Below are 25,714 nucleotides of genomic sequence, written 5' to 3'. Positions count from 1 at the left end.
GCGAAACTCCGGAAGACAAATTGTCGCCGGATTTCCGTCGCAAGTGCTTGGACGATGGGGACCGGCCACAAGGCTGGTGGCAATCGAGAGGCTGTCTAGAGTGGGACTTTTTGGCATGACCGTGAGATATAATGCGCGCTTGGCGCTGCTGGCGCCGCTTGTCGCGTCGGGCCTCGCTTTGTCCGGCTGCATGGGCTCTCCGACCTACGGCACCGACAAGACCGCCGGCGAACAGCTGGCCGGCGATATTTCGGGCGCCTTTTCATTCGCGCCGAAGCGCAAGGAACAGATCGACTACAAGCCGCGTCCGACGCTCGTGAAGCCGGCGCCAGGCCAGAAGGAAGCGCTGCCGGCCCCGCAGGACAGCATCGAGACGGCGAGCGCCGAATGGCCCGAATCGCCCGAGCAGCGCCGCGCCCGCTTGCGCGCCGACGCCACCGCCCATCAGAACGACCCGGCGTATCAGTCGGAGATCATCGACGACGTGCAGACGGACCCGGCCTCGGTGAAGAGGGCGATGGCGGAGTCAGGGTCGAGCCACCCGCCGGCATGGACACCGGCCGATTCCGACAAGGGCCGTGCCGCCGAGATCCAGCGCCGCCTTGCCGACAGCAAGCAGGGCGATCCGAACACCCGCAAATATCTGAGCGAGCCTCCAGTGCAGTATCGTGTTGCGGCCGGCACGGCGCCGCAAGATCAGCTTGGCGAGGACGAGTACAAGAAGGAACGCCGCCTCAAGAAAGAGGCGGAAGGCAAGAAGGGCAGCGGTTGGTTCGACTGGCTGTAAGAACGCCATATTGTGTCGCCGGGCGTTGCGCCCGGTTCAGCCGCGCCGCTCCCGAAAAAATCCTTTGAGCAGCAGGGCTGCTTCGGTCTCGCCCATGCCCGGATAGATGTCGGGCGCGTGGTGGCAGGTCGGCGAGGCAAAAAAACGTACGCCATTGACCACGGCACCGCCCTTGTCGTCAACGGCGCCGAAATAAAGCCGGCGCAGCCGGGCGAAGGAAATGGCGCCGGCGCACATGGCGCACGGCTCAAGCGTCACATAGAGATCGTGCCCCGTCAGCCGCTCGGCCGACAATTTGCGGCAAGCTTCGCGGATGACCAGCATCTCGGCATGCGCGGTCGGGTCGGCAAGTTCGCGTGTGCGGTTGCCGGCGCTGGCGACAACACCAACGCCATTGGCGATGACGGCGCCGACCGGCACTTCGCCTCGCAAGGCGGCAGCCTCTGCCTCCTTCAGCGCCAGCGCCATGAAATCGGGCCGCTTCACGCGATTTCCACTCCGATTATCTCCTCGCCACCTGACGGAGCAAGTTCGTTTCGAATGAACCGCACTTGCTCCAGGCTTTTGATTTTCGTTTGTCTTTTTGGAAAAACCGGTCTCCACTTTTCCCTGACAAACTCCAGTGATCCTGTTATTGAGCGCAGGACCTCGAAAATCGGGACTCGGTTTTCGAAAATGATCATGCGCCACATCAAAAGTGCTACAGCGTTCGTTGCGCGCCCGAAAGGATGCGCCACGCTGTAGCAGCGCAAACGGATAAAGGCCACATGGACGACAACGACAAGAAATTCCGACCCAGGAAGGGTCCGGCCAAGAGTGGGCCGAAAGCCGCGGGACCGCGCAGCCATGATGGCGCCGCGGGCAAGGGCGGCAAGCCGTCCTTTGGCGCCAAGAAACCTTACGCACCGCGTGGCGATCGGCCGATGGCTGCCGATGGCGAGCGGCCGAAGCGCGATTTCAAGGGCGGGGACAAGCCTTTCAGCAAAGGCCCGCGTCCCGAAGGCAAGCCTTTTGAGAAGCGCGAAGGGCCGCGCAAGCCCTACGCACCGCGCGGCGACCGCCCGATGGCCGCCGAGGGTGAGCGCAAACCGTATGAGAAGCGCGAAGGACCACGCAAGCCCTATGCGCCACGTGGCGACCGGCCAATGGCGGCCGAAGGCGAGCGCAAGCCCTATGAGAAGCGTGAAGGACCGCGCAAACCCTACGCACCGCGCGGCGACCGGCCGATGGCCGCAGAAGGCGAGCGCAAGCCCTATGAAAAGCGCGAGGGGCCGCGCAAGCCTTATGCGCCCCGTGGCGATCGCCCGGTGGCCGCCGAAGGCGAGCGCAAGCCTTATGAAAAGCGCGAGGGGCCGCGCAAGCCCTATGCACCGCGGGGCGACCGACCGGCTGCGGCGGCAGCGGGCGGCGAAAAGCGTTTCGACCGTCCCACGCGTGATTTCAGTGACCGCGCGCCGCGCGACGCCGGCGATCGCCCGAAGCGTGACTTCGCCGACCGCCCCAAGCGTGACTTCGGCGATCGCCCGAAGCGGGATTTCAACGATCGGCCGCAAGGCGCGTCAGACGGCAGCTTCAAGCCACGCCCGCGTCCCGCCGAGGGCGCGGAAGAGGCAGGCGAGCGCATCGCCAAGCGGCTGGCCCGCGCCGGCCTGGCCTCGCGCCGCGATGCCGAGGAGCTGATCGCCGCCGGCCGCGTCAAGGTCAATGGCCGCGCCCTGACTTCGCCGGCCTTCAACGTCATGCCTGATGACATCATCCATCTCGACGGCATGGAAATCCCGCCGATCGAGCGCACCCGGCTGTTCCTGTTCCACAAGCCGGCCGGCGTCGTCACCACCAACCGCGATCCCGAGGGCCGCAAGACCGTCTTCGACGTGCTGCCGGCTGAATTGCCGCGGCTAATGACCATCGGCCGGCTCGACATCAACACCGAAGGCCTGCTGCTGCTCACCAATGATGGCGGCCTGTCGCGCGTGCTCGAACTGCCGGCCACCGGCTGGCTGCGCCGCTACCGGGTGCGCGTCCACGGCAAGGTCGAGGAAAGCGCGCTTGCGGGCCTGCGCGAGGGCATTGCCGTTGACGGCGTGTTCTACGGTGCCATCGAAGCCATGCTCGACCGCGAGCAAGGCACCAATGCCTGGCTGACGATCGGCCTGCGCGAGGGCAAGAACCGCGAAGTCAGAAACATTCTCGGCTCGCTCGGCCTCGACGTGACGCGGCTGATCCGCATCTCCTACGGGCCGTTCCAGCTCGATGACCTCGCCGAGGGCCATGTGCTCGAGATCAAGGGCAGGGTTCTGCGTGACCAACTCGGCGAGCGCCTGGTCGAGGAATCCGGCGCCAATTTCGACGCCGATGTCACCAAGCCGTTTTCCAACAAGCCGGTGCGGCGCACGGAAGTTCGCGAGCCGGAGCCGGAGCGGCCGAAATTCACCCGCGACGGTGAGCGCCGCCCGATCGGCGAGGGCGGTTTGATCAAGAACCGCAAGCGCCGCGAAGGCAGCCGCGACGAGGCTCTGGGCAAGCTGTCGACAAGCCCTGACAGAAGCGCGGAGAAGAGTTTTGGCGAACGCGGCCCGCGTCCCGAACGCAGCTTCGGCGACAAGCCACGCGGCAGTTTCGGCGACAAACCGCGCGGCAGCTTCGGCGACAAGCCGCGTGGTGCTTTTGGCGGCAAGCCGGGCGGCGGGAAAAAGTCCGAGCGCGAGCAGCGGCCGATCGAGCCGCCCGGCCAGCGCAAGGCCAATGTCTGGATGGCACCGGGCGCGCGGCCGATCGGCAAGGGCAGGGCCGATGCAGACGCAGCCAAGGCCGCTGAAGCAAAGGCGCGAAAGGCATCGTTCAAGCCGACCTATGGCAAACCGGCCGGTGCCAAGCCGTTCGGCAAGCCGAGAGGCGAACGTCCGGGCGGGGCCGGCGGCGGTGAGCGTCCGCGCAATGGTCCCCGAGGCCCCAAAGCGAGATGAGAATCGTCGGTGGTGAGTTTCGCGGGCGTCCGCTGGCGACGCCCCGTTCGAGCGCCATCCGTCCGACGACCGATCGCACCCGCGAGGCGGTCTTCAACGTGCTGGCGCATCGCTTTGCCGAGCAGTTGGACGGCGCGCGCGTGCTCGACCTGTTCGCCGGCACCGGTGCGCTGGGGCTTGAGGCGCTGTCGCGCGGTGCCTCCTACGGGGTCTTCATCGAGGAATCGGCCGAAGGCCGTGGCCTGATCCGCGACAATGTCGAGGCCTTCGGCCTGACCGGCCGCACCAAGATCTTCCGCCGCGATGCCACCGGCCTTGGCGAGGCCGGCACGCTGGCGCCGTTCGGCCTCGTCTTTGCCGACCCGCCCTATGGCAAGGGCCTTGGCGAGCGCGCCTTGCAGTCGGCGAAAGCCGGCGGCTGGCTTCGCCCCGGCGCGCTGTGCGTGGTCGAAGAGGCGGCAGTGGCGCCCTTCGAGCCGGGTCACGGTTTTTCGGTGCTGGACGAGCGCAACTACGGTGAGACCGTCATCCGCTTTATCGAGGCGGCCTGATACGCCTTCGCGATTGGCGGTTCCTCTCCCCCGCTTCACGGGGGCGAGGAACCGAGCTCCGCCTCTAAAATGACCAACAATTAACTTTGCTTGTCGCCAGTACCTTGCCTATCGTCTGCAGACAGAACCGGAGCCGTTGATGACATCCAGGATTGAATGGCTGCGCGGAACGCTGTTGGCGTCCTCTTTGGCTTTTGTCATGACCAGCCCGGTGGCGGCCGAGAGCCCCGTCTTGCCCAACACGGTTCCGGCCGAGTTCAAGGTCACGGATTTCCTGCTCGACAACGGCATGGAGGTGGTCGTCATTCCCGACCACCGTGCGCCGATCGTCACCCACATGGTCTGGTACAAGATCGGCAGCGCCGACGAGCCGCCCGGCAAATCCGGCATTGCGCATTTCTTCGAACATCTGATGTTCAAGGCGACGACAAACCATGCGGCGGGCGAGTTCGACCGCGCCATCTCCGATATCGGCGGCTCCAACAACGCCTTCACCTCCTACGACTACACCGCCTTCCACGAGACGGTGGCGCCGTCGGCGCTCGAGCTGATGATGAGCTTCGAGGCCGATCGCATGCGCAACCTCATCCTCACCGACGATGTCATCAAGACCGAGCGCGATGTCATCCTCGAGGAGCGCCGCTCGCGCATCGACAACAGCCCCGAGGCCGTGCTGGACGAGGAGGTCGATGCGACGCTGTGGCAGAACCAGCCCTATCGCATCCCGGTCATCGGCTGGATGCAGGAGATGCAGCAGCTGAACCGCGCCGACGCTGTCGCCTTCTATGACAAATATTACCGGCCCAACAACGCGGTGCTGATCGTTGCCGGCGATGTCGAACCGGACACGGTGCGGGCGCTGGCCGAAAAGACCTATGGCAAGGTGGCGCGCGGCCCCGATCTGCCGCCGCGCATCCGTCCGGTCGAGCCGGAGCAGAACACCAAGCGCACGGTGACGCTCGCCGATGCCCGCGTCAGCGTGCCGAGCTTTTCCACCCAATGGGTGGTGCCGTCCTATCACACAGGCAAGCCGGGCGAGGCGGAAGCGCTCGACCTCTTGGCGGAGATCCTCGGCGGCGGCAATCGCAGCCGGCTCTACCAGGCGCTCGTCGTCCAGCAAGGTATCGCATCCAGCGCCGGCGCCTTTTTCCAGGGCACCATGCTCGACGACACCAACTTCACCGTCTATGGCGCGCCGCGCGGGGATGCCAAAATCTCCGACGTCGAAGCGGCGGTCGATGCCGAAGTGGTGCGCATCGTCAAGGATGGCGTCACGCCATCGGAGCTGGAAAAGGCCAAGGACCGCTATGTCAGATCGATGACCTTTGCCCGCGACAAGCAGGATTCCATGGCCAACATCTATGGCTCGACGCTTGCCACCGGCGGCAATGTTCAGGACGTCCAGCAGTGGACGGACCGCATCCGCAAGGTCACGGCAGACGAAGTCAAGGCCGTCGCCGCGCGCTATCTCGTGCTCGCCCGGTCGACCACCGGTTATTTGCTGCCGCAGCAACAGGCGGGGAATTGATTTGATGAAGAGATCGAGCGTTGGCGCTGCCCCTCACCTGCCTGCCGGCATCCTCTCCCCGTACAGTGACGGGGAGAGGGGCGCCGTCATCGCCGGTTTCGCCAGTCACCATGGTTGCAAGACGGAAGCCGAGGTTGCGGCCAGCCTCCTTCTCCCCGTCACTGTACGGGGAGAAGTGCCCGGCAGGGCGATGAGGGGCGGCGCCGACTTCGACAATTGTTCGTTTGGAACGACCACCCCGAGCCGCGCCATCGCCCCGCTGATCACTTTACTTCTCTCCATCCTCTTCCTCATCCTGCCGGCACTCACCGCGCGGGCCATGGACATCCAGTCCGTCACCTCGCCAAAGGGCATCACCGCCTGGCTGGTCGAGGACTATTCCGTGCCGGTTGTCGCCATCCGCTTCGTCTTCGGCGGCGGCTCGACGCAGGATCCGGTCGGCAAGGAAGGGCTGGCCAATCTGATGACCGGCCTGTTCGACGAAGGCGCCGGCCCGCTCGACAGTGAAGACTTCCAGATCAAGCTCGACGATGCCGGCGCCGAGATGAGCTTCGACGAGAGCCGCGACGGCATCTACGGCTCCATGCGCATGCTGGCCGAGCAGCGCGACCAGGCCTTCGACCTGTTGCGGCTGGCGGTCAACGAGCCGCGCTTCGACCAGCTGCCGATTGACCGCATCCGCTCCCAGATCCTGTCCGGCATCATCGCCGGCGAAAACGATCCCGACACGGTGGCGCAGAACAAATGGGCGCGAGCGCTTTATGGCGATCATCCCTATTCCCGCTCCGACCAGGGCACCAAGGAAAGCATCGCCACCATCACGCCCGATGATCTCAAAGCCCTGCACAAAGCGGTGTTCGCGCGCGGCGGCCTGCGTGTCGCCTTCGTCGGCGCCATCGACGCGGAGACGCTGAAGAAGAAGCTCGACATGGTGTTCGGCGACCTGCCGCAAAACCAGGCGCTGAGGCCAGTGGCCGATATCGACCCAAAGCTGGCGCAGCATATCGAGGTCGATTACGACCTGCCGCAGACCTCCCTGCAGCTCGCTTTTCCCGGCGTGAAGCGCAAGGCGGCGGATTTCTTCCCCGCCGTGCTGATGAACGAGATTCTTGGCGGCGGCACCTTCACCTCGCGCCTGTTCCAGGAGGTGCGCGAGAAGCGCGGGCTGGCCTACAGCGTCAACTCCTCGCTCATCAACCAGGACCACGCCAGCGCGCTGATCGTCAGCACCGGCACCCGCTCCGACCGTGCGTCCGAAACGCTCGGCATCATCCGCGACGTGGTCAAGCGACTGGCCGAAGAAGGCCCGACCGAAGCGGAACTGGCGGCCACCAAGAAATACATGATCGGCGCCTACGCCATCAACAATCTGGACTCGTCCAGCGCCATCGCCTCGACGCTGGTCGAGTTGCAGCTCGACGATCTCGGCATCGACTACATGCAGCGCCGCGCCGGCTACATCAACGCGGTGACGCTCGATCAGGTCAAGGCGGCGGCGAAGAAGCTGCTGACCACCGAGCCGACCATCATGGTCATCGGCCCGAAACTGGCAGGAGCCGGCAAGGGATGAGAGCGGGCACGCATTTCTCTTTTCCGGACGCCGGCGCCGCCCCTCATCGCCCTGCCGGGCACTTCTCCCCGTATAGTGACGGGGAGAAGGGGGCTGGCCGCAATCTCGGCGCCCATCTTGCAACGTTTGTGATTGGCGAAATCGGCGATGGCAGCACCCTTCTCCCCGTCACTATACGGGGAGAGGATGCCGGCAGGCAGGTGAGGGGCGGCGCCAACTTCAACAATTGGCGGTCTCCGTCGCCGGCCAGAAACGAGGCAGGAGTCACGCAAAATGGCGCCTAGCTTCGGCATAGCCTTCGGCGGCGGTGGCGCGCGCGGGCTGGCGCATATTCATGTCATCGAGGCGCTGGACGAGTTGGGCATCAAGCCCGTGGCGATTGCCGGCTCGTCGATCGGCGCCATCATGGGCGCCGGCATGGCATCAGGCATGACCGGCAAGGACATCCACGACTATGCCCGCTCGATCCTCGGCCGCCGCGCCCAAGTGGCGAGCCGCATGTGGCGGGCGCGGCCGGGCACCATCGCCGAAGCCATGCAGGGCGGCATCCGCGTCAGCCAGTTCAATGTCGAGCGCATCCTGAAAGCCTTTCTGCCCGAAGCCATTCCCGAAACCTTCGCCGAGCTGCAGATACCGCTGAAGGTGACGGCGACCGACTATTTCGGCCACAAGCTGGCTGTCTTCGAAGACGGCGACCTGCACTCGGCGCTGGCGGCCTCGGCGGCCATCCCCGCCGTGTTCCGCCCGGTGACGCGCGACGGCAGGCTGCTGATCGACGGCGGCATCTACAACCCCGTGCCGTTCGACCTGATCGAGAACGACGCCGACATCATCATCGGCGTCGACGTCGTCGGCGCGCCGGAAGAGGCCGACCGCAAACAGCCCACCTCCGTCGACCTGATGTTCGGCGCCACGCAATTGATGATGCAGTCGATCACCGCCAACAAGCTGAAACAATGCCGCCCCGACATCCTGGTCCGCCCGGCAGTGTCGAGATACCGCGTCCTCGATTTCCTGAAGATCGACGCTTTGATGAACGAGACGGTCGATATCAAGGACGAGTTAAAGCGGCAGGTTGAGAAGGTGGTTGAGGCGCGGGCTGGCGCGGGGAAGAGCAAGCGCGGGAAGCGTGTTGGCGGGTGAGGGTGGTGTCGTGCCGGAGGCCTGCCGCCTATTCTGCTTGCCGAAGTGGCTTAAGCGAACAAAAAGCGAACTATGGGAACGGTCGCATTTGACCCAAGGACGTAGGCGAGTTCACGGCCGAATGGCGGCTTTGCGCCCAATGTCGGTCATTTGGCCGTTCGTGACCGGGTCCTGATAGCGGTCATTCGTCTTGAGCTACTTAAGTGCTGTTAATAGCGGGACGTCTTTAACCTAGAACCGGACGCCGAACAGTCCCCCAGCTTCATCGTCCGTAAGACGGGGGTCTATGATAAACGGTTCTGGATCAAAAATTGGCTCTCCGCTGGCGGTTTCCTCGGTCTTGATTTTGTCGAGGTCGTCCGAGTTCATTGCGACTATATACTGTATGCCAATTTCGCGGGATTTCTGCTCGGCAAAGCTGAGCGCAAGCCCGATTTGGCGTCCGTCTACACCGTCAAAGATATGGCTGTCGTGGATCAGAAAGCCTGGCGAGCGGTCGTGTCGCTTTGCCGCTTGGGCAAGCATCCAATCGAAACAGAACACCTGCATATGGCTTTTGCCACCGCTCTTCTTTCCGACGATATCCGTGTCAATTTCGAGACCGCCTACACCCTTAGAGCGCCCGATGATCAAATTACCAGGTTCGTCGTAGAGATATCTAGAGACGTCGGCAAAGGCTTGGACAGCAAACTTTCGGACGTCCTCGCGCTCCAACACGTCGCGTCCGATTAGTTCCACCTGCTCGCCAATTTGCCGCTTAAGACGAGCCTGATCCTCAATCACATCACGAAGGCGCGGGATTTGTTGGTTGAGGTCCGCCATCTCTCTTTCAAGGGCGGTCAGTTCGGACTGCATCAACGTCATTCGATCAATTGCGATGCCCGAGCGCAGGATCGCCATTTTCTCCTTAAGGGCCTTCTGCAGGCGGTCAATCTGAGTTCGCCGGTCCTTTATGCGCTGTAGTGCCCGAGTCTTCTCGTCGTTCAGCTGCGCGCGTCGATTTTCAGCGAGTTTTCTATGGAATTCAGTCACTTCGTCGAACCGACGCTTGACAAGGTCGGCGAAGAAAATACCAACCTGCTCGTACATTGTTTTCACATCAGCAAGGTTCGTTTCTTCGACCTCTTGCAAAGCCAGATTGATGTTCTCGTTAAGGTCAAGGTCCCGCAGATTTGCTTCGTTCAAGTCTCGGATTTCAGCGGCAATTCCATTGGCGATCTGCTGATGGTCTCGATAGCCGTCGACGACTTCCATCGACGCGATCTCGCCGCGCTTTCTTTCCACCTCAACCTCAAGAATGTCGAGGCGAGATTGCATCTTGTTCAGATCGAGCGCGCCATTGGAAAAGTAACCTTCGCGGATCATTCCAACAAGGTTGTCTGCCTTCTTCTTTTCTTCTTTGAGAAGTTGGAGTTTTTGTACCAGACGCCAGTCGAAGCCGAGAAGGTAAGCGAGATTTACCTGGCTATCCCAAGCGCTTTGGTCAGATGAGTTTAAGGCTGGGCTACTAAAGGCCCCGTTTCTTGCCTTTCGTACAAAAAACGCGAACAATGCGCCGAACTTGGGGGAATATATGCCTCCTGAGTCCTCGTCAGTTAAGCTGAACCACTGTCGCGCAAGCCTTGACCGAAGCTCTTTAAAATCGATTGAGACGCCGTCAAGGAATGCCTCATCTTTATCCTTGCCAGGATTCGTTCTCCGTTCGATTGTAAATTGGTGCTTGGCCTCGCGAAATCTCGCTCCGAATGTTCGGCCCACTAAGATTTCTTTATGAAAATCGTCGTCAGGGTTCTTTCGATCCTGCACTAGCAAGTGGATCAGCTCGACCATGCTGGTCTTTCCGGTACCATTGCGAGTGTCGCGTGCACTCGAGGCCTCATGCCTCTCAGCCAGCAGGATGCTCATCCCCGGCTTAAATGTCAGGGTTCTGAAACTCGGCAGGTTGCTGTAGATTTCAGTGATCATTGGTTGAGCTTCCTGAGGACGCCCGCCTCTAGGCGCACCGCGCCGACTGCATATAGGAAATCAACCGCAACCAGAAACCAGTCGAATTCGATCGTCGTCATTTCATACTCTGACCGACGCGCCTGGATGTCATAAAACAGCGTAGAGACGGTCTTTGGGCGATCCAGTTCCGCCAACACCTCTGCGCCCACCCCTAAAAGTGCATTTTCAATCTTGATGTGCTTCGTGGGCAAAAGCATCAGGACACCGGCACGTTTTCAAAAACGTCGCAGGAATCAAAGAAATAGGTTATGATGACATGAGAGGCCGCGACTTCTTCCGACGTCGCGGTCATTCGAACATAATCGCACAACTTGAAAAAAATATCGTCAGGATTGTATCCAAGGTCGACGAGCTGAAGATATTTTTCACGCATAGCAGACTGGATGACGCTGACCGCTGCCGGATTGCTTTGACCGTCTAGGAACCGGCCCACTACATCCACATTACTCCGGGCCCTGCGGATATCGAATTTCGATGCCTCGCTAAGCCGATTGAATTCCAGCTTAGCCCTATCCGGTATTTCGCCAAACTCCGCTGAACCGAATTGCTTCCCACGTTCGGTGATGATCCGCTTTAGGAGAGGGCGGATATGCTCCATCTGCACCCCTTCGATATTCAGGGCGGCCTTTGGATAAAGGTGGATCAGTTGCTGCAGAGATAGTTTGTCATGCAACTCGTCTTTCAGGAATCGCCGCGAGCCTGAGAGGAATTTGATGCTCGGATAGGCTTTCCGCAGCTCTTCGATCTTATCGCTCGCCGAGGTTGGCAACCCACCATCGTTGTTATGAACGAAGTGCCAAACTTTCATGGTTGGCCAAAACTTGACCACCTCCGGGAATGAGTCTGCCATCTTTGTCGCAGCAGTGCTCGCAAATTTTGCGGGCGACTCAGGCGCATAGCACTGGAATACAGTTTCAGTGGAGAGACGTCGGCCGTCACTCTTCTTGTCGCCTTTCGGTCCACCTGCCTTAATGAGTTCGAAGTCCCCGCCATAGACGCATGCAGCCATCGTGGCGAACCATTGTTCGAAGCCGGTCTGATTGAGGGAATTGAAATTGAGGTCGAAGAACAGGTCGAAGTCAGATTTGTTTTTCATTCTATGACCAGGCCAGAAAGTATGATTCTCGTCCGAATGTGCTCATAGTAGTTGTAGTTTGTGAAGTGATCACTCTGGCTATGCGGTGGAAAAGGCCGCGAAATTTTACAGAATAGCGTGAGATCCCTGCCGTCGAGGCACGCAGTGTTCGCTATCTTTGCCAAAAGAAGTTGCTATGGGATAGCGAATGATAGTTGTAAAACTATTCCCCAGTCCAGCTGATGGTCGATAGTCCACTCTCGGCCTCCATCACGCCGACAGGTGGTGTGCCGGAAACGACAGCTTTCGAGCAGTTATCGGTGACCGCGAACGTCCGCAGTGGAATCGGCTGCCGAACGGTAGCTTTCGTTTGTGCAGGCCCGAAACCAGACTGTCAGGAAACGGCCCAACGGCGGTCATTCGATGCCTTGTCCCTAAGAGGTCGCTCACGCCGCGAAGCGGTCGCTGAGGAATAACCGCCTTCGCCCGCTCGCCTCCGAAGCTAAAAGCCCCCCTCAGTCCTTCGCCCGCTCCACATAAGCCCCATCTGCCGTCATCACCACCACGCGGGTGCCCGGCGCGATGTGCGGCGGCACCAGGGTGCGTACGCCGTTGGACAGCACGGCCGGCTTGTAGGAGGATGACGCCGTCTGGCCCTTGGTGGTCGGCTCGGTTTCCACCACTTCGAAGGTGGCGCGCTGCGGCAGCACCAGGGAGATGGCGATGCCGTTGAACTGCGACACCTGCACGGCCATGCCTTCCAGCAGGTAAGGCGCCATGTCGCCGACCACGGCTTCCGACACCGCGACCTGGTCGTAGCTTTCCGGGTTCATGAAATGAAAGCCTTCGCCGTCGCGATAGAGGAAGGTGTGTTCGCGCTCTTCCACATAGGCGCGCTCCACCTGTTCGGTGGTGCGGTAGCGCTCCGAAACCTTCACCCCGTCGCCGATGCGGCGCATGTCGAGCTGCGTTACAGGCGTGCCCTTGCCTGGGTGGATGTTTTCGGCAAAGAGGATCACATAAAGCTTGCCGTCCTTGTCGACGACATTGCCTTTGCGGAGCGAACTGGCGATGACTTTCACCACGGTTTTAAATCCTGCAAGAAGAGTTGACTGGCGTTTGCCGGCTTGTGCGGCGCTGGATGGGGGCCTACCGCATCTTGGCCGCCGCCGCCAGCCCCATTCCACCATGATCCGAGCCGCATGACCGAAGCTTCGCCCTGGTGGACGCCTGACGTTCACGCCGACCGCCGCCCGCGGCTGATGCTGCGCAACGGCATCGCCGCCAGCCTGCGCGACTGGTTCGCTGCCCATGATTTCGTCGAGGTGGAAACGGCAGCCCTGCAGGTCTCACCCGGCAACGAGGCGCATCTGGCGGCTTTCGCCACCGAAGCGGTCGGGCCGGACGGTGCAAGGGCGCCGCTCTATCTCCACACCTCGCCGGAATTCGCCTGCAAGAAGCTGCTCGCCGCCGGTGAGGTCAGGATATTCAGCTTCGGCCCGGTCTATCGCAACCGCGAGCGCGGCCCCTTGCATCATCCCGAATTCACCATGCTCGAATGGTACAGGGTGGGCCAGGCCTATGAGAGCCTGATGCTGGATTGCGCGGCCTTTCTGGCGCTGGCCGCGACAAGGGCAGGGGCTACTCTTTTCTCTTTCCGGGGCCGCGACTGCGATCCGTTCGCCGAGCCGGAACGGCTGACGGTGGCAGATGCCTTCTCTCGCCATGCCGGCATCGATCTGCTGGCCACGGTCGCCGCCGACGGCAGCACCGATCGCGACGCGCTATACGCCGCCTTGATCCGGGCCGGCATGCGTACCGCGCCCGACGACAGCTGGGCCGACCTGTTCAGCCGGGTGATGGTGGAAAAAATCGAGCCATTCCTCGGGCAGGGACGAACGACCATCCTGTGCGAATATCCGGTGGCCGAGGCGGCACTGGCACGGCCGAGCCCACGCGACCCGCGCGTGGCGGAGCGTTTCGAGCTCTATTGCTGCGGCGTCGAGCTCGCCAACGGCTTTGGCGAACTGACCGACGCCAAGGAGCAGCGCCGGCGCTTCATCATCGAGATGGATGAGAAACAGCGCATCTATGGCGAGCGCTATCCGCTCGACGAGGATTTCCTCGCCGCGCTTGCCATCATGCCGCCGGCCAGCGGCATCGCGCTCGGCTTCGACCGGCTCGTCATGCTGGCGACAGGCGCGCAAAAAATCGAGGACGTGATCTGGACGCCTGTTGCCTGAGGCGCGGAAAGATCTGGCCTATTCGATTCCAGGGATCAAGACTGGACCGTGACCCCGAACCAAGAGACCACATGACCGGTACTGGATTTCACGGTCAATCGGGAAGATCTACAGTGGCTGCTTCTGAAACGGTCGAAATCGCCATTGTCGGCGCCGGAGTTGTCGGGCTGGCGACGGCACTTCGCCTTGTCGCGGACGGCCGCGAAATCCTGCTCATCGATCCGAACGAGCCGGGCTCCGGCGCGTCATCAGGCAATGCCGGAACGATCGCCGAATATGCCTGCATGCCGGTCGGCACTCCTGCGGTGCTGCGGGCGTTGCCAAAGCTGCTGCTTGATCCCGACAGCCCGTTTTCGCTGCGCTGGCCGGCGCTGCTGCAGCTGGCGCCATGGCTCGTTCGGTTCATGCGGCAATCGCTGCCGGCGGCCACCCGGGCCAATGCGCTGGCGCTCGCCGGACTGCTGGCCGACGCCCTCCCGGCCTGGGAAGACATGGTCGGGGAGGCCGGGCTGGAGGACCAGCTGCGCCGCAATGGCTGTCTTTACCTCTATCGCCGCGAGAGCGATTTTGCCGCTGGCGCCGGCGGCCGGGCAATGCGCGCTGGGTTTGGCATCCACCAAGAGGTGCTGACTCCCGAAGAGGTGGCGGCGCTTGAGCCGGGCCTGCCGGCGACAGCAGCGCATGGCGTGTATTTTCCCGACTCGATCAATGTCACCGATCCGGCAATGGTGATGCGGCGGTTGCTGGGCGCGGTGAGTGCCCGTGGTGCATCGGTGAAGCAGGCTGGGATCACCGGGCTGCAGGTCGAGGCTGACGGTGTCCAGCTCAGCGGACCCGGCGTTCGCATCAAGGCTGGCACGGTGGTGATCGCCGCCGGTGCACGGTCGCGCGCACTGGCCGCGCAGGCCGGCGACAGGATTCCGCTCGAGACCGAGCGCGGCTATCATCTGGAATTCCAGACCGACGCGCCGCTGCTCAACCGACCTGTCTGTCCCGTCGATCTTGGTTTCTACCTGACGCCGATGGCTGGCCGCTTGCGGGTCGCCGGCACCGTCGAACTCGGCGGCCTGGTCGCGCCGCCAAATCCGCGCCGGCTGGCGCTGCTTGACCGTGGCGCCAGGCAAATTTTTCCCAGGCTCGGCTCGCCTGCCTCGCAATGGCTCGGCTTCCGGCCGTCCCTGCCGGATTCCAGGCCGGTCATCGGCGCTTCGCGCGGCAGCTCCCGCGTAATTCATGCTTTCGGGCACGGCCATCTCGGCCTGACGCTGGCTCCGATCACCGCGCGGCTGGTCGCCGACTTGATCGGCGGACGCGGCGATCCGGCTCGGCTCGCACCTTTCGCGGCGGGCCGTTTCGGCCGTTGATCGACCGATGCCCTCGATCTGAGTTAGTGCGCGAAAACCTGCTCCAGCGAGCGAAAACCCTTGAATTCCAGGGCATTGCCCGAGGGGTCGCGGATGAACAGCGTTGCCTGTTCGCCGGGTTCGCCCTTGAAACGCACCATCGGCCGTTCCAGCCAGTCGATGTCGTCGCGCGCCTCCAGCCGCGTCGCCAGGCGCTGCCAGTCGTCCATCAGCAGCACCGCGCCGAAATGCGGAATCGGCACGACAATGCCGTCGACCCTGCCGTCACTGGGGGCCTGTGCGGCCTGCGGACGCAGATGCGCCGACATCTGGTGGCCGTAGAGGTCGAAATCGACCCAGGTCGCGGATGAACGGCCGATCGCACAGCCCAGCACCTCGCCATAGAAAACGCGGGTTTCATCGAGATCACGGACCGGGAAGGCGAGATGGAAAGGCGTCATCGAAATGCTCCGTGCAGGCTGCGAACCGATTTTGCGTGACAGGGTTCGCGATTTGAACCGCCCACCCTGCATTTTGATTGAAGCCTATGCCATTGCACAAGCCGGACCGGAACAATAGATGGGTGGGCAACGGCCGCACACCGGCCGCACCAGCAGGATTTCAGGCATGACCGATATATCAGACGCAGCAAAATTGACCGACCGCGTCGCGGCTCTGGTCGAGGCTGCCAAAAAGGCCGGCGCCGATGCCGCCGACGCGGTGGCCGTGCGCGGCCGCTCGACCGGCGTGTCGGTGCGTCTCGGCAAGGTCGAGGCTACGGAAGCCTCCGAGAGCGAGGATGTGGCGCTGCGTGTTTTCGTCGGCGGCCGCGTGGCGAGTGTCTCGGCGACAGCGGCGTCCGACCCGAAAACGCTGGCCGAACGCGCTGTTTCCATGGCGAGAGTCTCGCCTGAGGATCCCTATCAGGGGTTGGCCGACCCGGCATTGCTGGCCAAACAGACACGCGATCTCGATCTGTTCGACGCCACCGAGGTGTCCGCCGACCAGTTGAAGGAAGCCGCATTGGCGGCGGAGGCGGCAGCGCTTGGCGTCAAGGGCGTGACCAATTCGGCCGGCGCCAGCGCCGGTGCCGGCCTCGGCGGCCTGGTGCTGGCCACCTCGCACGGCTTCCTCGGCCACTATGTCGGCTCGCGGTTCTCGCGCTCGGCCAGCGTCATCGCCGGCGAGGGCACCGGCATGGAGCGCGACTATGAATTCTCATCGCGCCAGCACTTTGCCGATCTCGACGCGCCCGAGGACATCGGCCGCAAGGCCGGTGAACGCGCGGTGCGCCGCATCGGCGCGCGCAAGGCGGCGACCGGGCCGGTCGACGTGGTGTTCGACCCACGCGTCGCGCGCGGCATTGCCGGCCATCTTGCCGGCGCCATCAACGGCGCCTCGGTGGCGCGCAAGACCTCGTTCCTGCGCGACATGATGGGCAAGCAGGTGGCCGCATCCGCCATCACCGTCACCGACGAGCCGCTCCGGCGGCGTGGCCAGGCCTCGCGTCCGTTCGATGGCGAAGGCGTCGAAGGCGAAAAGCTGTTGATGGTCGAGAAGGGCGTGCTCAACCACTGGTTCCTGTCGACCTCGGCTGCAAGGGAATTGGGCCTCGTCACCAACGGCCGCGGCGCGCGCGGCGGCTCCTCCGTGACGCCATCCTCCACCAATCTCGCCATCGAACCGGGCGAGCGGTCGCCGGAAGAGCTGATCAAATCGCTCAAGAGCGGCTTCTACGTCACCGAGGTGTTCGGCCAGGGCGTCGACATGATCACCGGCGAATACAGCCGTGGCGCCTCGGGTTTCTGGATCGAGAACGGTGAATTGGCTTATCCGGTCGCCGAGGTCACCATCGCCTCGAACCTGAAGACGATGTTCCTCAACATGGTGCCGGCTGATGATCTCGACCGCAATTTCGGCACCGCCGCCCCAACGCTCCTGATCGAAGGCATGACCCTTGCCGGAGCATGACCTGACCACTGCCGGGGCCACCGAAGACCTGCCGCTGCTGCGCGATGCCGCCCGCGAGGCGGGGCTCATCGCCATGCGCTACTTCGGCAACAGCCCGCAAGTCTGGATGAAGGGCGGCACATCGCCGGTCAGCGAGGCCGACCATGCCGCCGACGCCTACCTGCGCGAAACGCTGCTGGCGGCGCGACCGGATTATGGCTGGCTGTCGGAAGAGACCGTCGACGATCCGGTCCGGCTTTCGGCACGCCGCACCTTCGTCGTCGACCCGATCGACGGAACGCGCGGTTTTCTGGAAGGCCAGCGCACCTGGTGTGTCAGCGTTGCCGTCGTCGAGCATGGCCGCACGCTGGCCGGCGTGCTGGAATGCCCGGCGATGGAGGAGACCTATTGGGCGCTGCCCGGCCAGGGCGCCTTCCGCAACGGCAAGCGCATTGCGGTTCGCAAGCTGGCGGATACGGCCGAGATTTCCGGGCTGAAGCAGTTGACCGACCTGATGCCGGCCGAATGGCAGGCGCGGCTGAAGCGGGCGCCCTACAGCCCTTCGCTCGCCTATCGGCTGGCGATGATCGCAAATGGCGTGCTGGATGCCACTTTCGTCAAGCCGAACGCGCATGACTGGGATATCGCGGCGGCCGACCTCATCCTGCGCGAGGCCGGCGGCCAGCTGCTCGACCAGCATGGCCGTGCTCCACTTTATGCCGGCGAGGTGACTCGTCACGGGGCCCTCGCTGCCGGCAGCGGTGAATTGCTGGCCGTGCTCGCCGGCGTCATCGCCGGTCTGGACGCGTGAAAGCGTTTTCCCGGGCGAGATGAATTCATCTGGCCCTAAAGGTTCCAAAGTCGGCGGCTTTGGTCTAGACCTGTCACAAACTCACGATATGTGAAGGACCGACATGGCCGCGGAAGACGGAAAGAAACAGCTTTTGTATCTGGTGTTCGGTGGCGAACTCAAGAAGCTTGGCGGCACCGAATTCCGCGATCTCGAGGGCCTCGATATCGTCGGCATCTATCCCGACTATCAATCCGCGCACACGGCGTGGAAAGCCAAGGCGCAAGCCAGCGTGGACAACGCCCACATGCGTTACTTCGTCGTTCATCTGCACCGGCTGCTGGACCCCGACAACAAGGCTGCCGGTTGACTTCGATGGAGCATGACCTGGCGAAAGGGCCAGCAAGCGATGCCGCGCCCACGGGCAGGGGACGCAGCCGCACGACCAAGGCCTTCTGGCGCAAGATTCGCCAACCGCTGGCGCAGTCGCGATTCGTCAAGAACGCCATCGCCAGCCTGTTCGCCCAGTTCGTGCGCTTCGTGCGCCTTACCAATCGCGTCGTCGAGGGATCGGCACGGTTTTCGGGCGGTGCCTATACCGAGTTCGAGCCTGGCATCATCGCCTTGTGGCACGGCCAGCATCTGCTGACGCCGGCCTATTACCCCAAGCGCAAGCCGCTGGTCGCCATGGTTTCGCGCAGCGCCGATGCAGAGCTCAACGCTTTGATGCTGGAAAAATTCGGCATCGAGGCGGTGCGCGGCTCGGGCGGGCGGGAGAATGCCAGGCACCTCGACAAGGGTGGGGCAAAAGCGCTTATCGCCCTGAAAAAGTCGCTCGCCGTCGGCAAGAACGTCGCCATGATCGCAGATATTCCGCACGGCACGCCGCGAGACGCAGGGCTTGGCATCGTTCTCCTGGCGCGCCTCTCGGGCCGGCCGCTTGTGCCTGTCGCCATCACCACCAGCCGCCGCAAGGTACTGGAGAAGAGCTGGGACAAGACCACCATCAACCTGCCGTTCGGCCGTTCGTCGATCGTCATCGGTCAGCCGATCTTCGTGGCGGCCGGCGCCGATGAGGCCGAAATGGAGCGCAAGCGCCAGGAAGTGACGACCGCGCTCAATGCCGCGACCGCCGAGGCCTACCGTCTCGTGGATGCCCCGCGATGAGCGGCCGCTGGGCGCGAGCCATGCTGTCGGCATACCGTTTCGCGGGTGCGGCCGCCTATCCGCTGGTCGGGCCCTATGTGGCCTGGCGCACCTCACGCGGCAAGGAAGACCGCTACCGCCGCCGCGAGCGCTATGGCGTCGCCGGCCGCGCGCGCCCCGACGGGCCGGTGATCTGGATCCACGCGGCGAGCGTCGGCGAGACCATCGCCGTCGTGCCGCTGGTCGAAAGCATTCTCGACTACGGCGTCAACATCGTGCTGACGACCGGCACGGTCACCTCGGCGCAGGTCGCCGATGAGCGTCTCGGTGACCGGATCATCCACCAATACGTACCGCTCGATCTCAAGCCGGCGGTCAGCCGGTTCCTCGATCACTGGCAGCCGGATCTGGCGATCATCGCCGAATCCGAAATCTGGCCGATGACCATCCTCGAGCTTGGCGCGCGCCGCGTGCCGCAGGTGCTGGTCAATGGCAGGCTCTCCGACCGCTCGTTCAAGTCGTGGAAGAAACGGGCCAACATCGCCGAGGCGTTGTTCGAGAACCTGGCTCACGTCGTGGCGCAGTCGGATGTCGATGGCGAGCGGTTTCTGGCGCTCGGCGCCCGGCCGGTCACCGTGTCGGGCAATCTCAAGGTCGATACCTCGCCGCCGCCCGTCGACGAACGGGCGCTGGCGACGCTGCGGCGGCAGATCGGCACGCGCCCGACCTGGGCGGCGATCTCGACCCACGACGGCGAGGAAGTGGTCGCGGCTGAAGTCCACGCGACGCTGCACAAGCGCCACCATGGTCTCCTGACGATCGTCGTTCCGCGTCATCCCGATCGCGGCGAGGCGCTTGCGGCGCAAATTTCCGGCATGGGCCTGAAGGTCGCGCGACGCAGCAAGGGCGACAGGATAGCCGCCGACACGGATATATTGCTCGGCGACACGATCGGCGAGATGGGGCTCTATCTCCGGCTGACCGAAATCGCCTTCGTCGGCCGCTCGCTGACCTCCGAGGGTGGCCAGAACCCGCTGGAACCGGCCATGCTCGACACCGCGGTTCTCGCCGGGCGCAATGTGCAGAATTTTCGCGAGGCCTACCAGCGTCTGCTCGACAGCGGCGGCGCCAAGCTGGTGCGCGATCGCGACATGCTGGCCGGCGCCGTCAATTTCCTCCTGACCAACGAAGTGGCGCGCCACGAGATGATGGCGGCGGGTGTGGCGACCGTCGACGAGATGCGTGGCGCGCTGGCGCGCACGCTGAAATCGCTTGAGCCCTATATCCAGCCGCTGGTCGTCAAGTCGCGCCTGAAGGGCGCGAACGGTCGCTAGCGTGGCCTCCGAAGCACCACCATTCTGGTGGGAAGAGCCGGACTGGCGGGTCCTGGCACTGTCGCCGCTATCGGCCATCTATGCGGCCGCCGCCGGCCGCGGCATGCGGCGTGCCAAGCGCGAGAAGATCGAAGCACCCGTTCTGTGCATCGGCAATTTCACGGTTGGCGGCACCGGCAAGACACCGGTGGCCATCGCGCTCGCCGAGCAGGCGAAGCGAATGCATCTGAAACCAGGCTTCCTGTCGCGCGGCCATGGCGGCTCGTTCGCCGAGCCTCACGTGGTCGATATCGACCATGACAGTGCCAGGCATGTCGGTGACGAACCGCTGCTGCTCGCCGAACACGCGCCGGTGGCGGTGACGCCGAACCGCGCCGCCGGCGCCCGGCTGCTGCTGGAACGGCATGGCTGCGATTTCCTGATCATGGATGATGGCTTCCAGAGCGCCCGCATCCACATCGATTATGCGCTGGTCGTCGTCGATGCGCGCTACGGAGTTGGCAATGGCCGCGTCATTCCGGGAGGGCCGCTCAGGGCCAAAATCGTCGACCAGCTGGTCTTCACCAGCGGGCTGTTGAAAATGGGCGAGGGCACCGCTGCCGACGCAGTGGTCCGCCAGGCGGCACGCGCCGGCCGGCCGATCTTCGAGGCCCATACAGAGCCAAGCGGCAAGGCAGGGCTTGCCGGCAAGCGGTTCCTCGCCTTCGCCGGTATCGGCCATCCCGAGAAATTCTTCGACACGGTGCGCGAAGCCGGCGGCGAGCTGGCATTGACGCGGCCGTTTCCGGACCATCATTTCTATGCCGAGGACGAACTTGCCGAGTTGGTGGCGACCGCACGCGCCGAAGGGCTGGTGCTCATCACCACCGCCAAGGACGCCGCCCGACTGCGCCACGGCGCCTCACAGGACTTTCTCGACCGGCTCGAGGTGCTGGAGATCGACACTGTCTTCGAACTCGATCACGTTCCCGAGCGCATCATCGACGAGACGCTCGATGCCTGGCGCCAGCGCAAGCTGAAGGGTTAACCGCGTTTACGCAGCTCCGGATGCATCTCGATTTCGCGGCGCAGCGAGGCGGTGGCGCTGATGTAGGGCTCCTGCCTGGCGACGCTCCAGTATTTCAACTCGTCGAGCGGAATGCTTTCGCCTGTCACCGCGCAACGCACGAACGCGCCGGGACTGGTAACCTGGAAGTCGCCATCCAGATAGCGGATGCGAGCTTCCTTGCCGCCGGGGCCTTCGAAACGGTTCATCATGCGGGGACGCCAGGGTTCATGAGGATTTCATCGCCATAAATTCCCGGCGAGGTCAAGCATGCGACAAGCCTGAGACAATGCTGAACGCTTATTGTGAGGCGGAAAAATGGTGTTGGTGGGCCGCAATGGACATTTCCTCCACTCGTCTTCCCGCCTTGCTCAGGGAAGTGATGACGCCGCAGGCCGTGCCCTCGGGGCAGGCTGATCCAGTCATGACGGCACTGGTCAAGGCGCTGGTCCAACCGCCGGCGCCGTCTCTGCTCGCACAACAGACAGCGCCAGCGCTGTTGACTTTGCCGGCCGCGCCAATGGCCGTCAAATCGCAGCAGATCGCATCGGCTGGCATCGTCGATGCCTATCTTGCCCAACTTGAGACGGGCGAAGAGGCGGCGTTGGCAACGATCGCGGCGAGAAAGGCAAAACCCGAAGCCGAAACGCCGCGAGCCTTCTTGCCGCCTTCGACAACGGCCAATGATAATGCTCCTGCCAGGGTTGCGGGGCTGTCATTGCTGTCGCTTATCCCGCCGCAGGCTCCAGTCCCGCGCAACGCTGCCGCTCTGGGTGCATTGGCGGGCAGGCACAGGCCGGCCAATCAATCCCATGGTGCGGCGCCGAACCCTGAGCACTTGCTGGTGAAGGTCGGCTTTGTTTCGATAGTGGCCGGTTTGCTGGGAACCGTGATCCTTGGGTTCGTTCTGTTGTTGCTTCGCTGAGCTTCGAATCGGCTGGTTCTCGATATATGCCCGGCGGAAGGCCTACCGCTCGGCTTCGATGAACGCCTCGATCTTTTCCGGCGCCAGCCCGGCCTCCGCCGCGATGCGGCGGGCGAGGTCGGCGGCTGCGGCACGCGGCCGCCCGATCGGCCGGTCGAGCCAGTAGGACACCGGATTGAGCGCGGTGCGCTCATCGACGGGCGTGATGCGGCCCGATTGCAATTGATGTCCGGTCAGGGGTGGGCGTGCCAGCGCGATGCCAAGCCCATAGGCGGCGGCGTCGAGCACCAGATTGTAGTCCTCGAAGCGACGGTCCTGCGGGCGCGGGCGATAATCCATGCCTTGCGCGGCAAACCAGGCGCGCCAGGCCGACGCGTCGGAATCGTTGATCAGCGGATATTTGAGCAGCCGGGCAGGGTCGCCGCGGCCGATCTCGCAGGCAAGCTCGGGTGACGCGACGGGGAAGACATGTTCCTCGAAAAGCTGCACCGAGACGCGGCCCGGAATGCCGCCGCGTCCACAGCGGATGGAGAGATCGATGCCCTCATCGGCAAGGTCGGCCTGGCGGATATCGACATCGAGCACGATGCGCAGCTTCGAGGGATTGTTCTCCAGAGCCGCCATGCGCGGCATCAGCCACAGCCCGCTGACCGAGGGGATCGAGGTCAGCCGCACCACCGCCGTGCCACGCGGCTCGACCCAGCGGTCGGAATGGGTCGATATCAGCGCGAAGGCTTCCGCCGTGCGCAGATGCAGCCGGTTGCCCTCGATCGTCAGCGAGACGCCGCGCGCCCCACGGTCGAAGACTTTCAATCCCAGCCAGTCCTCGAGCTTGGCGATCTGCCGGCTGACGGCGCCATGGGTGATGTTGAGCTTTTCGGCGGCCGCCGAAAAGCTGCCTGTTCGCGCCGCCGCATCGAAGGCGCGCAGTGTTTCAAGCGGTACCATTGTGTCCGAGCTGTGATCCATAGTCACAGGTGATCCTCGATTTGGTCGTTTGTCAACTGGCCTGAAATGGCGTTTTCTGCCTTTCAGGACCGAAGAATGCGAGGGCAGTGAGATGAACGCAATGACGGGCACGTTGAATTCGACACAGCGGATGGACACCACGGCAGCCATTGCTGTCGCGCTGACGGTGGTTGGTTGGGCCTCCGCCTTTCCGGCGATCCGCGCCGGTCTCGCTGCCTTCGGACCGCTGGAACTCGGCGCGTTGCGCTTTGCCATCGCCGCGGTGCCGGCGGCGATCTTCCTGGCCGTCACGCGCCCGGCGCTGCCAAGGCTCGACGAAGTGTGGCGCCTGGTCTTTGGCGGCGCCATCTTCGTCGCGCTCTACACCGTCATGCTCAATTTCGGCGAACTGACCGTCTCTGCCGGTGCCGCCGGCTTCATCATCAATGTCAGCCCGATCTTCACCGCCATCATGGCGATGGTCCTGCTGGGCGAGCGCTTTTCGGGCATGGCCTGGGCCGGCACGGTGATTTCCTTCGCCGGCATTGGCGTCATCGCCATGGCCGACGGGAATGGACTGTCTTTTAACACCGGTGCTCTTCTGGTGCTTGGTTCGGCCTTGTGCTCGGCCGTCAACACCATCGTCCAGAAGCCGCTGTTTGCCCGCCATCATCCGTTGACCATCTCCGCTTCGAACATGGTGCTCGGCGCACTATGCCTGGCGCCCTTCCTGCCGTCGGCCTTTTCGCAGGCGGCGGTTGCCGACGCAGCAGGCCTCGGCGCCGTCATCTTTCTTGGCATCGTGCCCAGCCTGATCGCCTATGCCGCCTGGGCGACCGCACTGTCGCGTCTGCCCGCCGCACGTGCCTCCAACTTCCTCTATCTGGTCTCGCCGATGTCCGCGCTGATCGGCTTCTTCTGGCTGGGCGAAGTCCCGACGCTGCTCGGCATAATCGGCGGCGCGCTGGCGCTGGGCGGTGTCATCGTGGTGAATTTGAAGAGATGAATATTGCCGGCCGTCCGCTTCCCTCATTCGGGAACGATGCCTCGGTCAAACGCGTTTAGCCCGTGTTTATTCGACGGAGGTCCGAATGCCGGGTGCAACGACGCACCGACGCATGCAACTGGGTGATCTATCCATTTTCTATCGCGAGGCAGGGCCGCCAGAAGCACCTGTCTTGCTGTTGCCGCACGGCTATCCCTGCTCTTCGTTCCAATTCCGCCGACTGATGCCGGCGCTCGCCGACCGCTGGCGAACGATTGCATTCGACTGGCCGGGCTTCGGATACAGTGGCACGCCCGATCCGGCCGCCTTTGGCTATGATTTCGACGCCTATTGCGACGTGCTTTCCAAACTTGCCGATGAATTCGGTCTCGAACGCTACGCCTTGTGGCTGCATGATTACGGCTCGCAGATAGGACTCCGGCATTCGATCTCGCACCCCGAGCGGATCAGTGCCCTGATCATCCAGAACGGCGACATCTACGAGGACGTGCTTGGTCCGAAATACGCCACGATCAAGGCTTGGTGGACCGACAAGACGCCCGACAAGCACCGTCCGCTCGAGGCCGCGATAAGTGAGGACGGGTTCCGGGCCGAGTTCATCGGGGAAGTGTCTGACGACGTCGCCACGCGCGTGCCGCCCGATCTCTGGAGCCTTCACTGGCCATTGATGAACACGCCGGTTCGTCGGCAGATCGCCGTCGGTCTGATGGAGAAGCTGGAAGCCAATCTCACCTGGTTTCCGCGCTACCAGGCTTATTTGCGTGAACACCATCCGCCGACGCTGATCGTTTGGGGGCCAGAGGATGGCTATATGCCCGCGGCGTCGGCACGGGCCTATCATCGCGATCTGCCCGATGCGGAACTGCATCTGATCGAGGGGGCGGGTCACTGGCTGCTCGAGACACATTTCGACGACGCGCTGCCGCTGGTCCGCGATTTCCTGGCTCGTGTTCACGGCTGATCTCACCCGGCGTCCGCTATGCCCAGTTTGCTGTCCGCCTGACTGAAGGAGAACCTCATGCCGACCAAACCGACGATCGCGCGCATCTGGCGCGGCCGCACCCGCCGCGACGTTGCCGACGCCTATGAGCCATACCTGCGTGCCGAGGGTATTCCGCCCCTCGAGAAGACAGCGCTTGGCGTCCAATTGCTGCGCGAGGACCGCGATGCCGAGACGTGGTTCACAACCATCTCGTATTGGGCCGACATGCAGGCGATGACCGCCTTTACCAAAGGCGAACCGACCAAAGTCCATCATCTGGACCGCGATGCCGAGTTCCTGATCGAACTGCCGGAGCGGATCGACATCCACCGGATACTCGTCGATCGCCAGGGACTGCGCTGAACGGCGAATTTG

General features: G+C 63.4%; 26 protein-coding genes. 18 read left to right on the top strand and 8 right to left on the bottom strand.

The window, feature by feature from the left end:
* Positions 1-115: 115 nt before the first annotated feature.
* Positions 116-787, top strand: coding sequence for a hypothetical protein (locus tag AC0L2U_RS30355; protein ID WP_473603117.1), 672 nt, complete (start codon positions 116-118; stop codon positions 785-787).
* 36 nt (positions 788-823) lie between these two features.
* Here the strand turns inward: AC0L2U_RS30355 and AC0L2U_RS30350 are convergent, their stop codons facing one another.
* Positions 824-1,273, bottom strand: a complete 450-nt coding sequence (locus AC0L2U_RS30350; RefSeq protein WP_473603116.1) for a nucleoside deaminase — start codon at positions 1,271-1,273, stop codon at positions 824-826.
* A gap of 281 nt (positions 1,274-1,554) precedes the next feature.
* Here AC0L2U_RS30350 and AC0L2U_RS30345 point away from each other — a divergent pair, with 281 nt between their 5' ends.
* The 5 genes from AC0L2U_RS30345 (at position 1,555) to AC0L2U_RS30325 (ending at position 8,545) form a co-directional block, all read left to right on the top strand.
* Positions 1,555-3,753, top strand: a complete 2,199-nt coding sequence (locus AC0L2U_RS30345; protein ID WP_473603115.1) for a pseudouridine synthase — start codon at positions 1,555-1,557, stop codon at positions 3,751-3,753.
* On the top strand, positions 3,750-4,304 hold the full coding sequence (gene rsmD, locus AC0L2U_RS30340; protein WP_128364353.1) for a 16S rRNA (guanine(966)-N(2))-methyltransferase RsmD: 555 nt from the start codon (positions 3,750-3,752) through the stop codon (positions 4,302-4,304). The genes AC0L2U_RS30345 and rsmD overlap by 4 nt, the downstream gene beginning before the upstream one ends.
* A gap of 139 nt (positions 4,305-4,443) precedes the next feature.
* Positions 4,444-5,832 carry a M16 family metallopeptidase gene (locus tag AC0L2U_RS30335; protein ID WP_127810765.1) on the top strand — a complete coding sequence of 463 codons (1,389 nt, stop codon included), beginning with the start codon at positions 4,444-4,446 and terminating at the stop codon, positions 5,830-5,832.
* A gap of 190 nt (positions 5,833-6,022) precedes the next feature.
* Positions 6,023-7,402 (top strand): M16 family metallopeptidase, encoded by a 1,380-nt coding sequence (locus tag AC0L2U_RS30330; RefSeq protein WP_473603125.1) that lies wholly within the window; start codon positions 6,023-6,025, stop codon positions 7,400-7,402.
* A 273-nt stretch (positions 7,403-7,675) separates the two neighbouring features.
* On the top strand, positions 7,676-8,545 hold the full coding sequence (locus tag AC0L2U_RS30325; protein ID WP_292681140.1) for a patatin-like phospholipase family protein: 870 nt from the start codon (positions 7,676-7,678) through the stop codon (positions 8,543-8,545).
* A gap of 231 nt (positions 8,546-8,776) precedes the next feature.
* Here AC0L2U_RS30325 and AC0L2U_RS30320 read toward each other — a convergent pair whose 3' ends face one another.
* From AC0L2U_RS30320 to efp, 4 genes are all read right to left on the bottom strand, one after another.
* Positions 8,777-10,510, bottom strand: coding sequence for a DUF2326 domain-containing protein (locus AC0L2U_RS30320; RefSeq protein ID WP_473603114.1), 1,734 nt, complete (start codon positions 10,508-10,510; stop codon positions 8,777-8,779).
* Entirely contained in the window at positions 10,507-10,749 is a 243-nt protein-coding gene (locus AC0L2U_RS30315; protein ID WP_473603113.1) for an ABC-three component system middle component 6, read from the bottom strand. The genes AC0L2U_RS30320 and AC0L2U_RS30315 overlap by 4 nt, the downstream gene beginning before the upstream one ends.
* Positions 10,749-11,648 carry an ABC-three component system protein gene (locus AC0L2U_RS30310; RefSeq protein ID WP_292661849.1) on the bottom strand — a complete coding sequence of 300 codons (900 nt, stop codon included), beginning with the start codon at positions 11,646-11,648 and terminating at the stop codon, positions 10,749-10,751. The genes AC0L2U_RS30315 and AC0L2U_RS30310 overlap by 1 nt, the downstream gene beginning before the upstream one ends.
* A gap of 494 nt (positions 11,649-12,142) precedes the next feature.
* Complete coding sequence (efp, locus tag AC0L2U_RS30305; RefSeq protein WP_027038615.1) at positions 12,143-12,712, bottom strand: elongation factor P; 570 nt, start codon at positions 12,710-12,712, stop codon at positions 12,143-12,145.
* A 117-nt stretch (positions 12,713-12,829) separates the two neighbouring features.
* Here efp and epmA point away from each other — a divergent pair, with 117 nt between their 5' ends.
* Positions 12,830-13,870, top strand: coding sequence for an EF-P lysine aminoacylase EpmA (gene epmA, locus AC0L2U_RS30300; RefSeq protein WP_473603112.1), 1,041 nt, complete (start codon positions 12,830-12,832; stop codon positions 13,868-13,870).
* A 113-nt stretch (positions 13,871-13,983) separates the two neighbouring features.
* Positions 13,984-15,234: an NAD(P)/FAD-dependent oxidoreductase gene (locus AC0L2U_RS30295; protein WP_473603111.1), complete on the top strand. Its 1,251-nt coding sequence runs from the start codon at positions 13,984-13,986 to the stop codon at positions 15,232-15,234.
* A 23-nt stretch (positions 15,235-15,257) separates the two neighbouring features.
* Here the strand turns inward: AC0L2U_RS30295 and AC0L2U_RS30290 are convergent, their stop codons facing one another.
* Positions 15,258-15,674: a VOC family protein gene (locus AC0L2U_RS30290; RefSeq protein WP_127266861.1), complete on the bottom strand. Its 417-nt coding sequence runs from the start codon at positions 15,672-15,674 to the stop codon at positions 15,258-15,260.
* 166 nt (positions 15,675-15,840) lie between these two features.
* Between AC0L2U_RS30290 and AC0L2U_RS30285 the strand changes: the two genes are divergently transcribed.
* The 6 genes from AC0L2U_RS30285 (at position 15,841) to lpxK (ending at position 21,460) form a co-directional block, all read left to right on the top strand.
* On the top strand, positions 15,841-17,184 hold the full coding sequence (locus AC0L2U_RS30285; protein ID WP_128363177.1) for a TldD/PmbA family protein: 1,344 nt from the start codon (positions 15,841-15,843) through the stop codon (positions 17,182-17,184).
* On the top strand, positions 17,171-17,974 hold the full coding sequence (locus AC0L2U_RS30280; RefSeq protein WP_128363178.1) for a 3'(2'),5'-bisphosphate nucleotidase CysQ: 804 nt from the start codon (positions 17,171-17,173) through the stop codon (positions 17,972-17,974). The genes AC0L2U_RS30285 and AC0L2U_RS30280 overlap by 14 nt, the downstream gene beginning before the upstream one ends.
* Positions 17,975-18,077: 103 nt before the next feature.
* Positions 18,078-18,323 (top strand): DUF4170 domain-containing protein, encoded by a 246-nt coding sequence (locus AC0L2U_RS30275; RefSeq protein ID WP_473603110.1) that lies wholly within the window; start codon positions 18,078-18,080, stop codon positions 18,321-18,323.
* Between the two features lie 5 nt (positions 18,324-18,328).
* Positions 18,329-19,120, top strand: a complete 792-nt coding sequence (locus AC0L2U_RS30270; RefSeq protein ID WP_127266858.1) for a lysophospholipid acyltransferase family protein — start codon at positions 18,329-18,331, stop codon at positions 19,118-19,120.
* Positions 19,117-20,433: a lipid IV(A) 3-deoxy-D-manno-octulosonic acid transferase gene (gene waaA, locus AC0L2U_RS30265; protein WP_027038607.1), complete on the top strand. Its 1,317-nt coding sequence runs from the start codon at positions 19,117-19,119 to the stop codon at positions 20,431-20,433. The genes AC0L2U_RS30270 and waaA overlap by 4 nt, the downstream gene beginning before the upstream one ends.
* Before the next feature lies 1 nt (position 20,434).
* A complete protein-coding gene (gene lpxK / locus AC0L2U_RS30260; protein WP_292659487.1) occupies positions 20,435-21,460 on the top strand; it encodes a tetraacyldisaccharide 4'-kinase in 1,026 nt (341 codons plus the stop codon).
* Here the strand turns inward: lpxK and AC0L2U_RS30255 are convergent.
* A complete protein-coding gene (locus AC0L2U_RS30255; RefSeq protein ID WP_031213688.1) occupies positions 21,457-21,690 on the bottom strand; it encodes a DUF2093 domain-containing protein in 234 nt (77 codons plus the stop codon). The two genes, lpxK and AC0L2U_RS30255, sit on opposite strands and share 4 nt — an antisense overlap.
* Before the next feature lie 125 nt (positions 21,691-21,815).
* Here AC0L2U_RS30255 and AC0L2U_RS30250 point away from each other — a divergent pair, with 125 nt between their 5' ends.
* Positions 21,816-22,403 carry a hypothetical protein gene (locus AC0L2U_RS30250; protein WP_128308912.1) on the top strand — a complete coding sequence of 196 codons (588 nt, stop codon included), beginning with the start codon at positions 21,816-21,818 and terminating at the stop codon, positions 22,401-22,403.
* Positions 22,404-22,445: 42 nt separating this feature from the next.
* Here AC0L2U_RS30250 and AC0L2U_RS30245 read toward each other — a convergent pair whose 3' ends face one another.
* On the bottom strand, positions 22,446-23,372 hold the full coding sequence (locus AC0L2U_RS30245) for a LysR family transcriptional regulator (RefSeq protein ID WP_473603108.1): 927 nt from the start codon (positions 23,370-23,372) through the stop codon (positions 22,446-22,448).
* Between the two features lie 91 nt (positions 23,373-23,463).
* On the opposite strand from AC0L2U_RS30245, the gene AC0L2U_RS30240 reads away from it, so the two are divergent.
* The 3 genes from AC0L2U_RS30240 to AC0L2U_RS30230 all read left to right on the top strand — a co-directional run bounded on the left by AC0L2U_RS30240 (position 23,464) and on the right by AC0L2U_RS30230 (position 25,702).
* Positions 23,464-24,357, top strand: a complete 894-nt coding sequence (locus AC0L2U_RS30240) for a DMT family transporter (RefSeq protein ID WP_473603107.1) — start codon at positions 23,464-23,466, stop codon at positions 24,355-24,357.
* A gap of 85 nt (positions 24,358-24,442) precedes the next feature.
* The gene (locus tag AC0L2U_RS30235) at positions 24,443-25,318 is read left to right on the top strand and encodes an alpha/beta fold hydrolase (RefSeq protein WP_473603105.1); all 876 of its coding nucleotides are present in this window, start codon (positions 24,443-24,445) and stop codon (positions 25,316-25,318) included.
* A gap of 57 nt (positions 25,319-25,375) precedes the next feature.
* Positions 25,376-25,702 (top strand): antibiotic biosynthesis monooxygenase family protein, encoded by a 327-nt coding sequence (locus AC0L2U_RS30230; RefSeq protein ID WP_127330641.1) that lies wholly within the window; start codon positions 25,376-25,378, stop codon positions 25,700-25,702.
* Positions 25,703-25,714: the final 12 nt, after the last annotated feature.

The organism is Mesorhizobium sp. WSM4808, from assembly GCF_055811675.1.
This window is presented reverse-complemented; position numbering and strand designations above follow the sequence as displayed.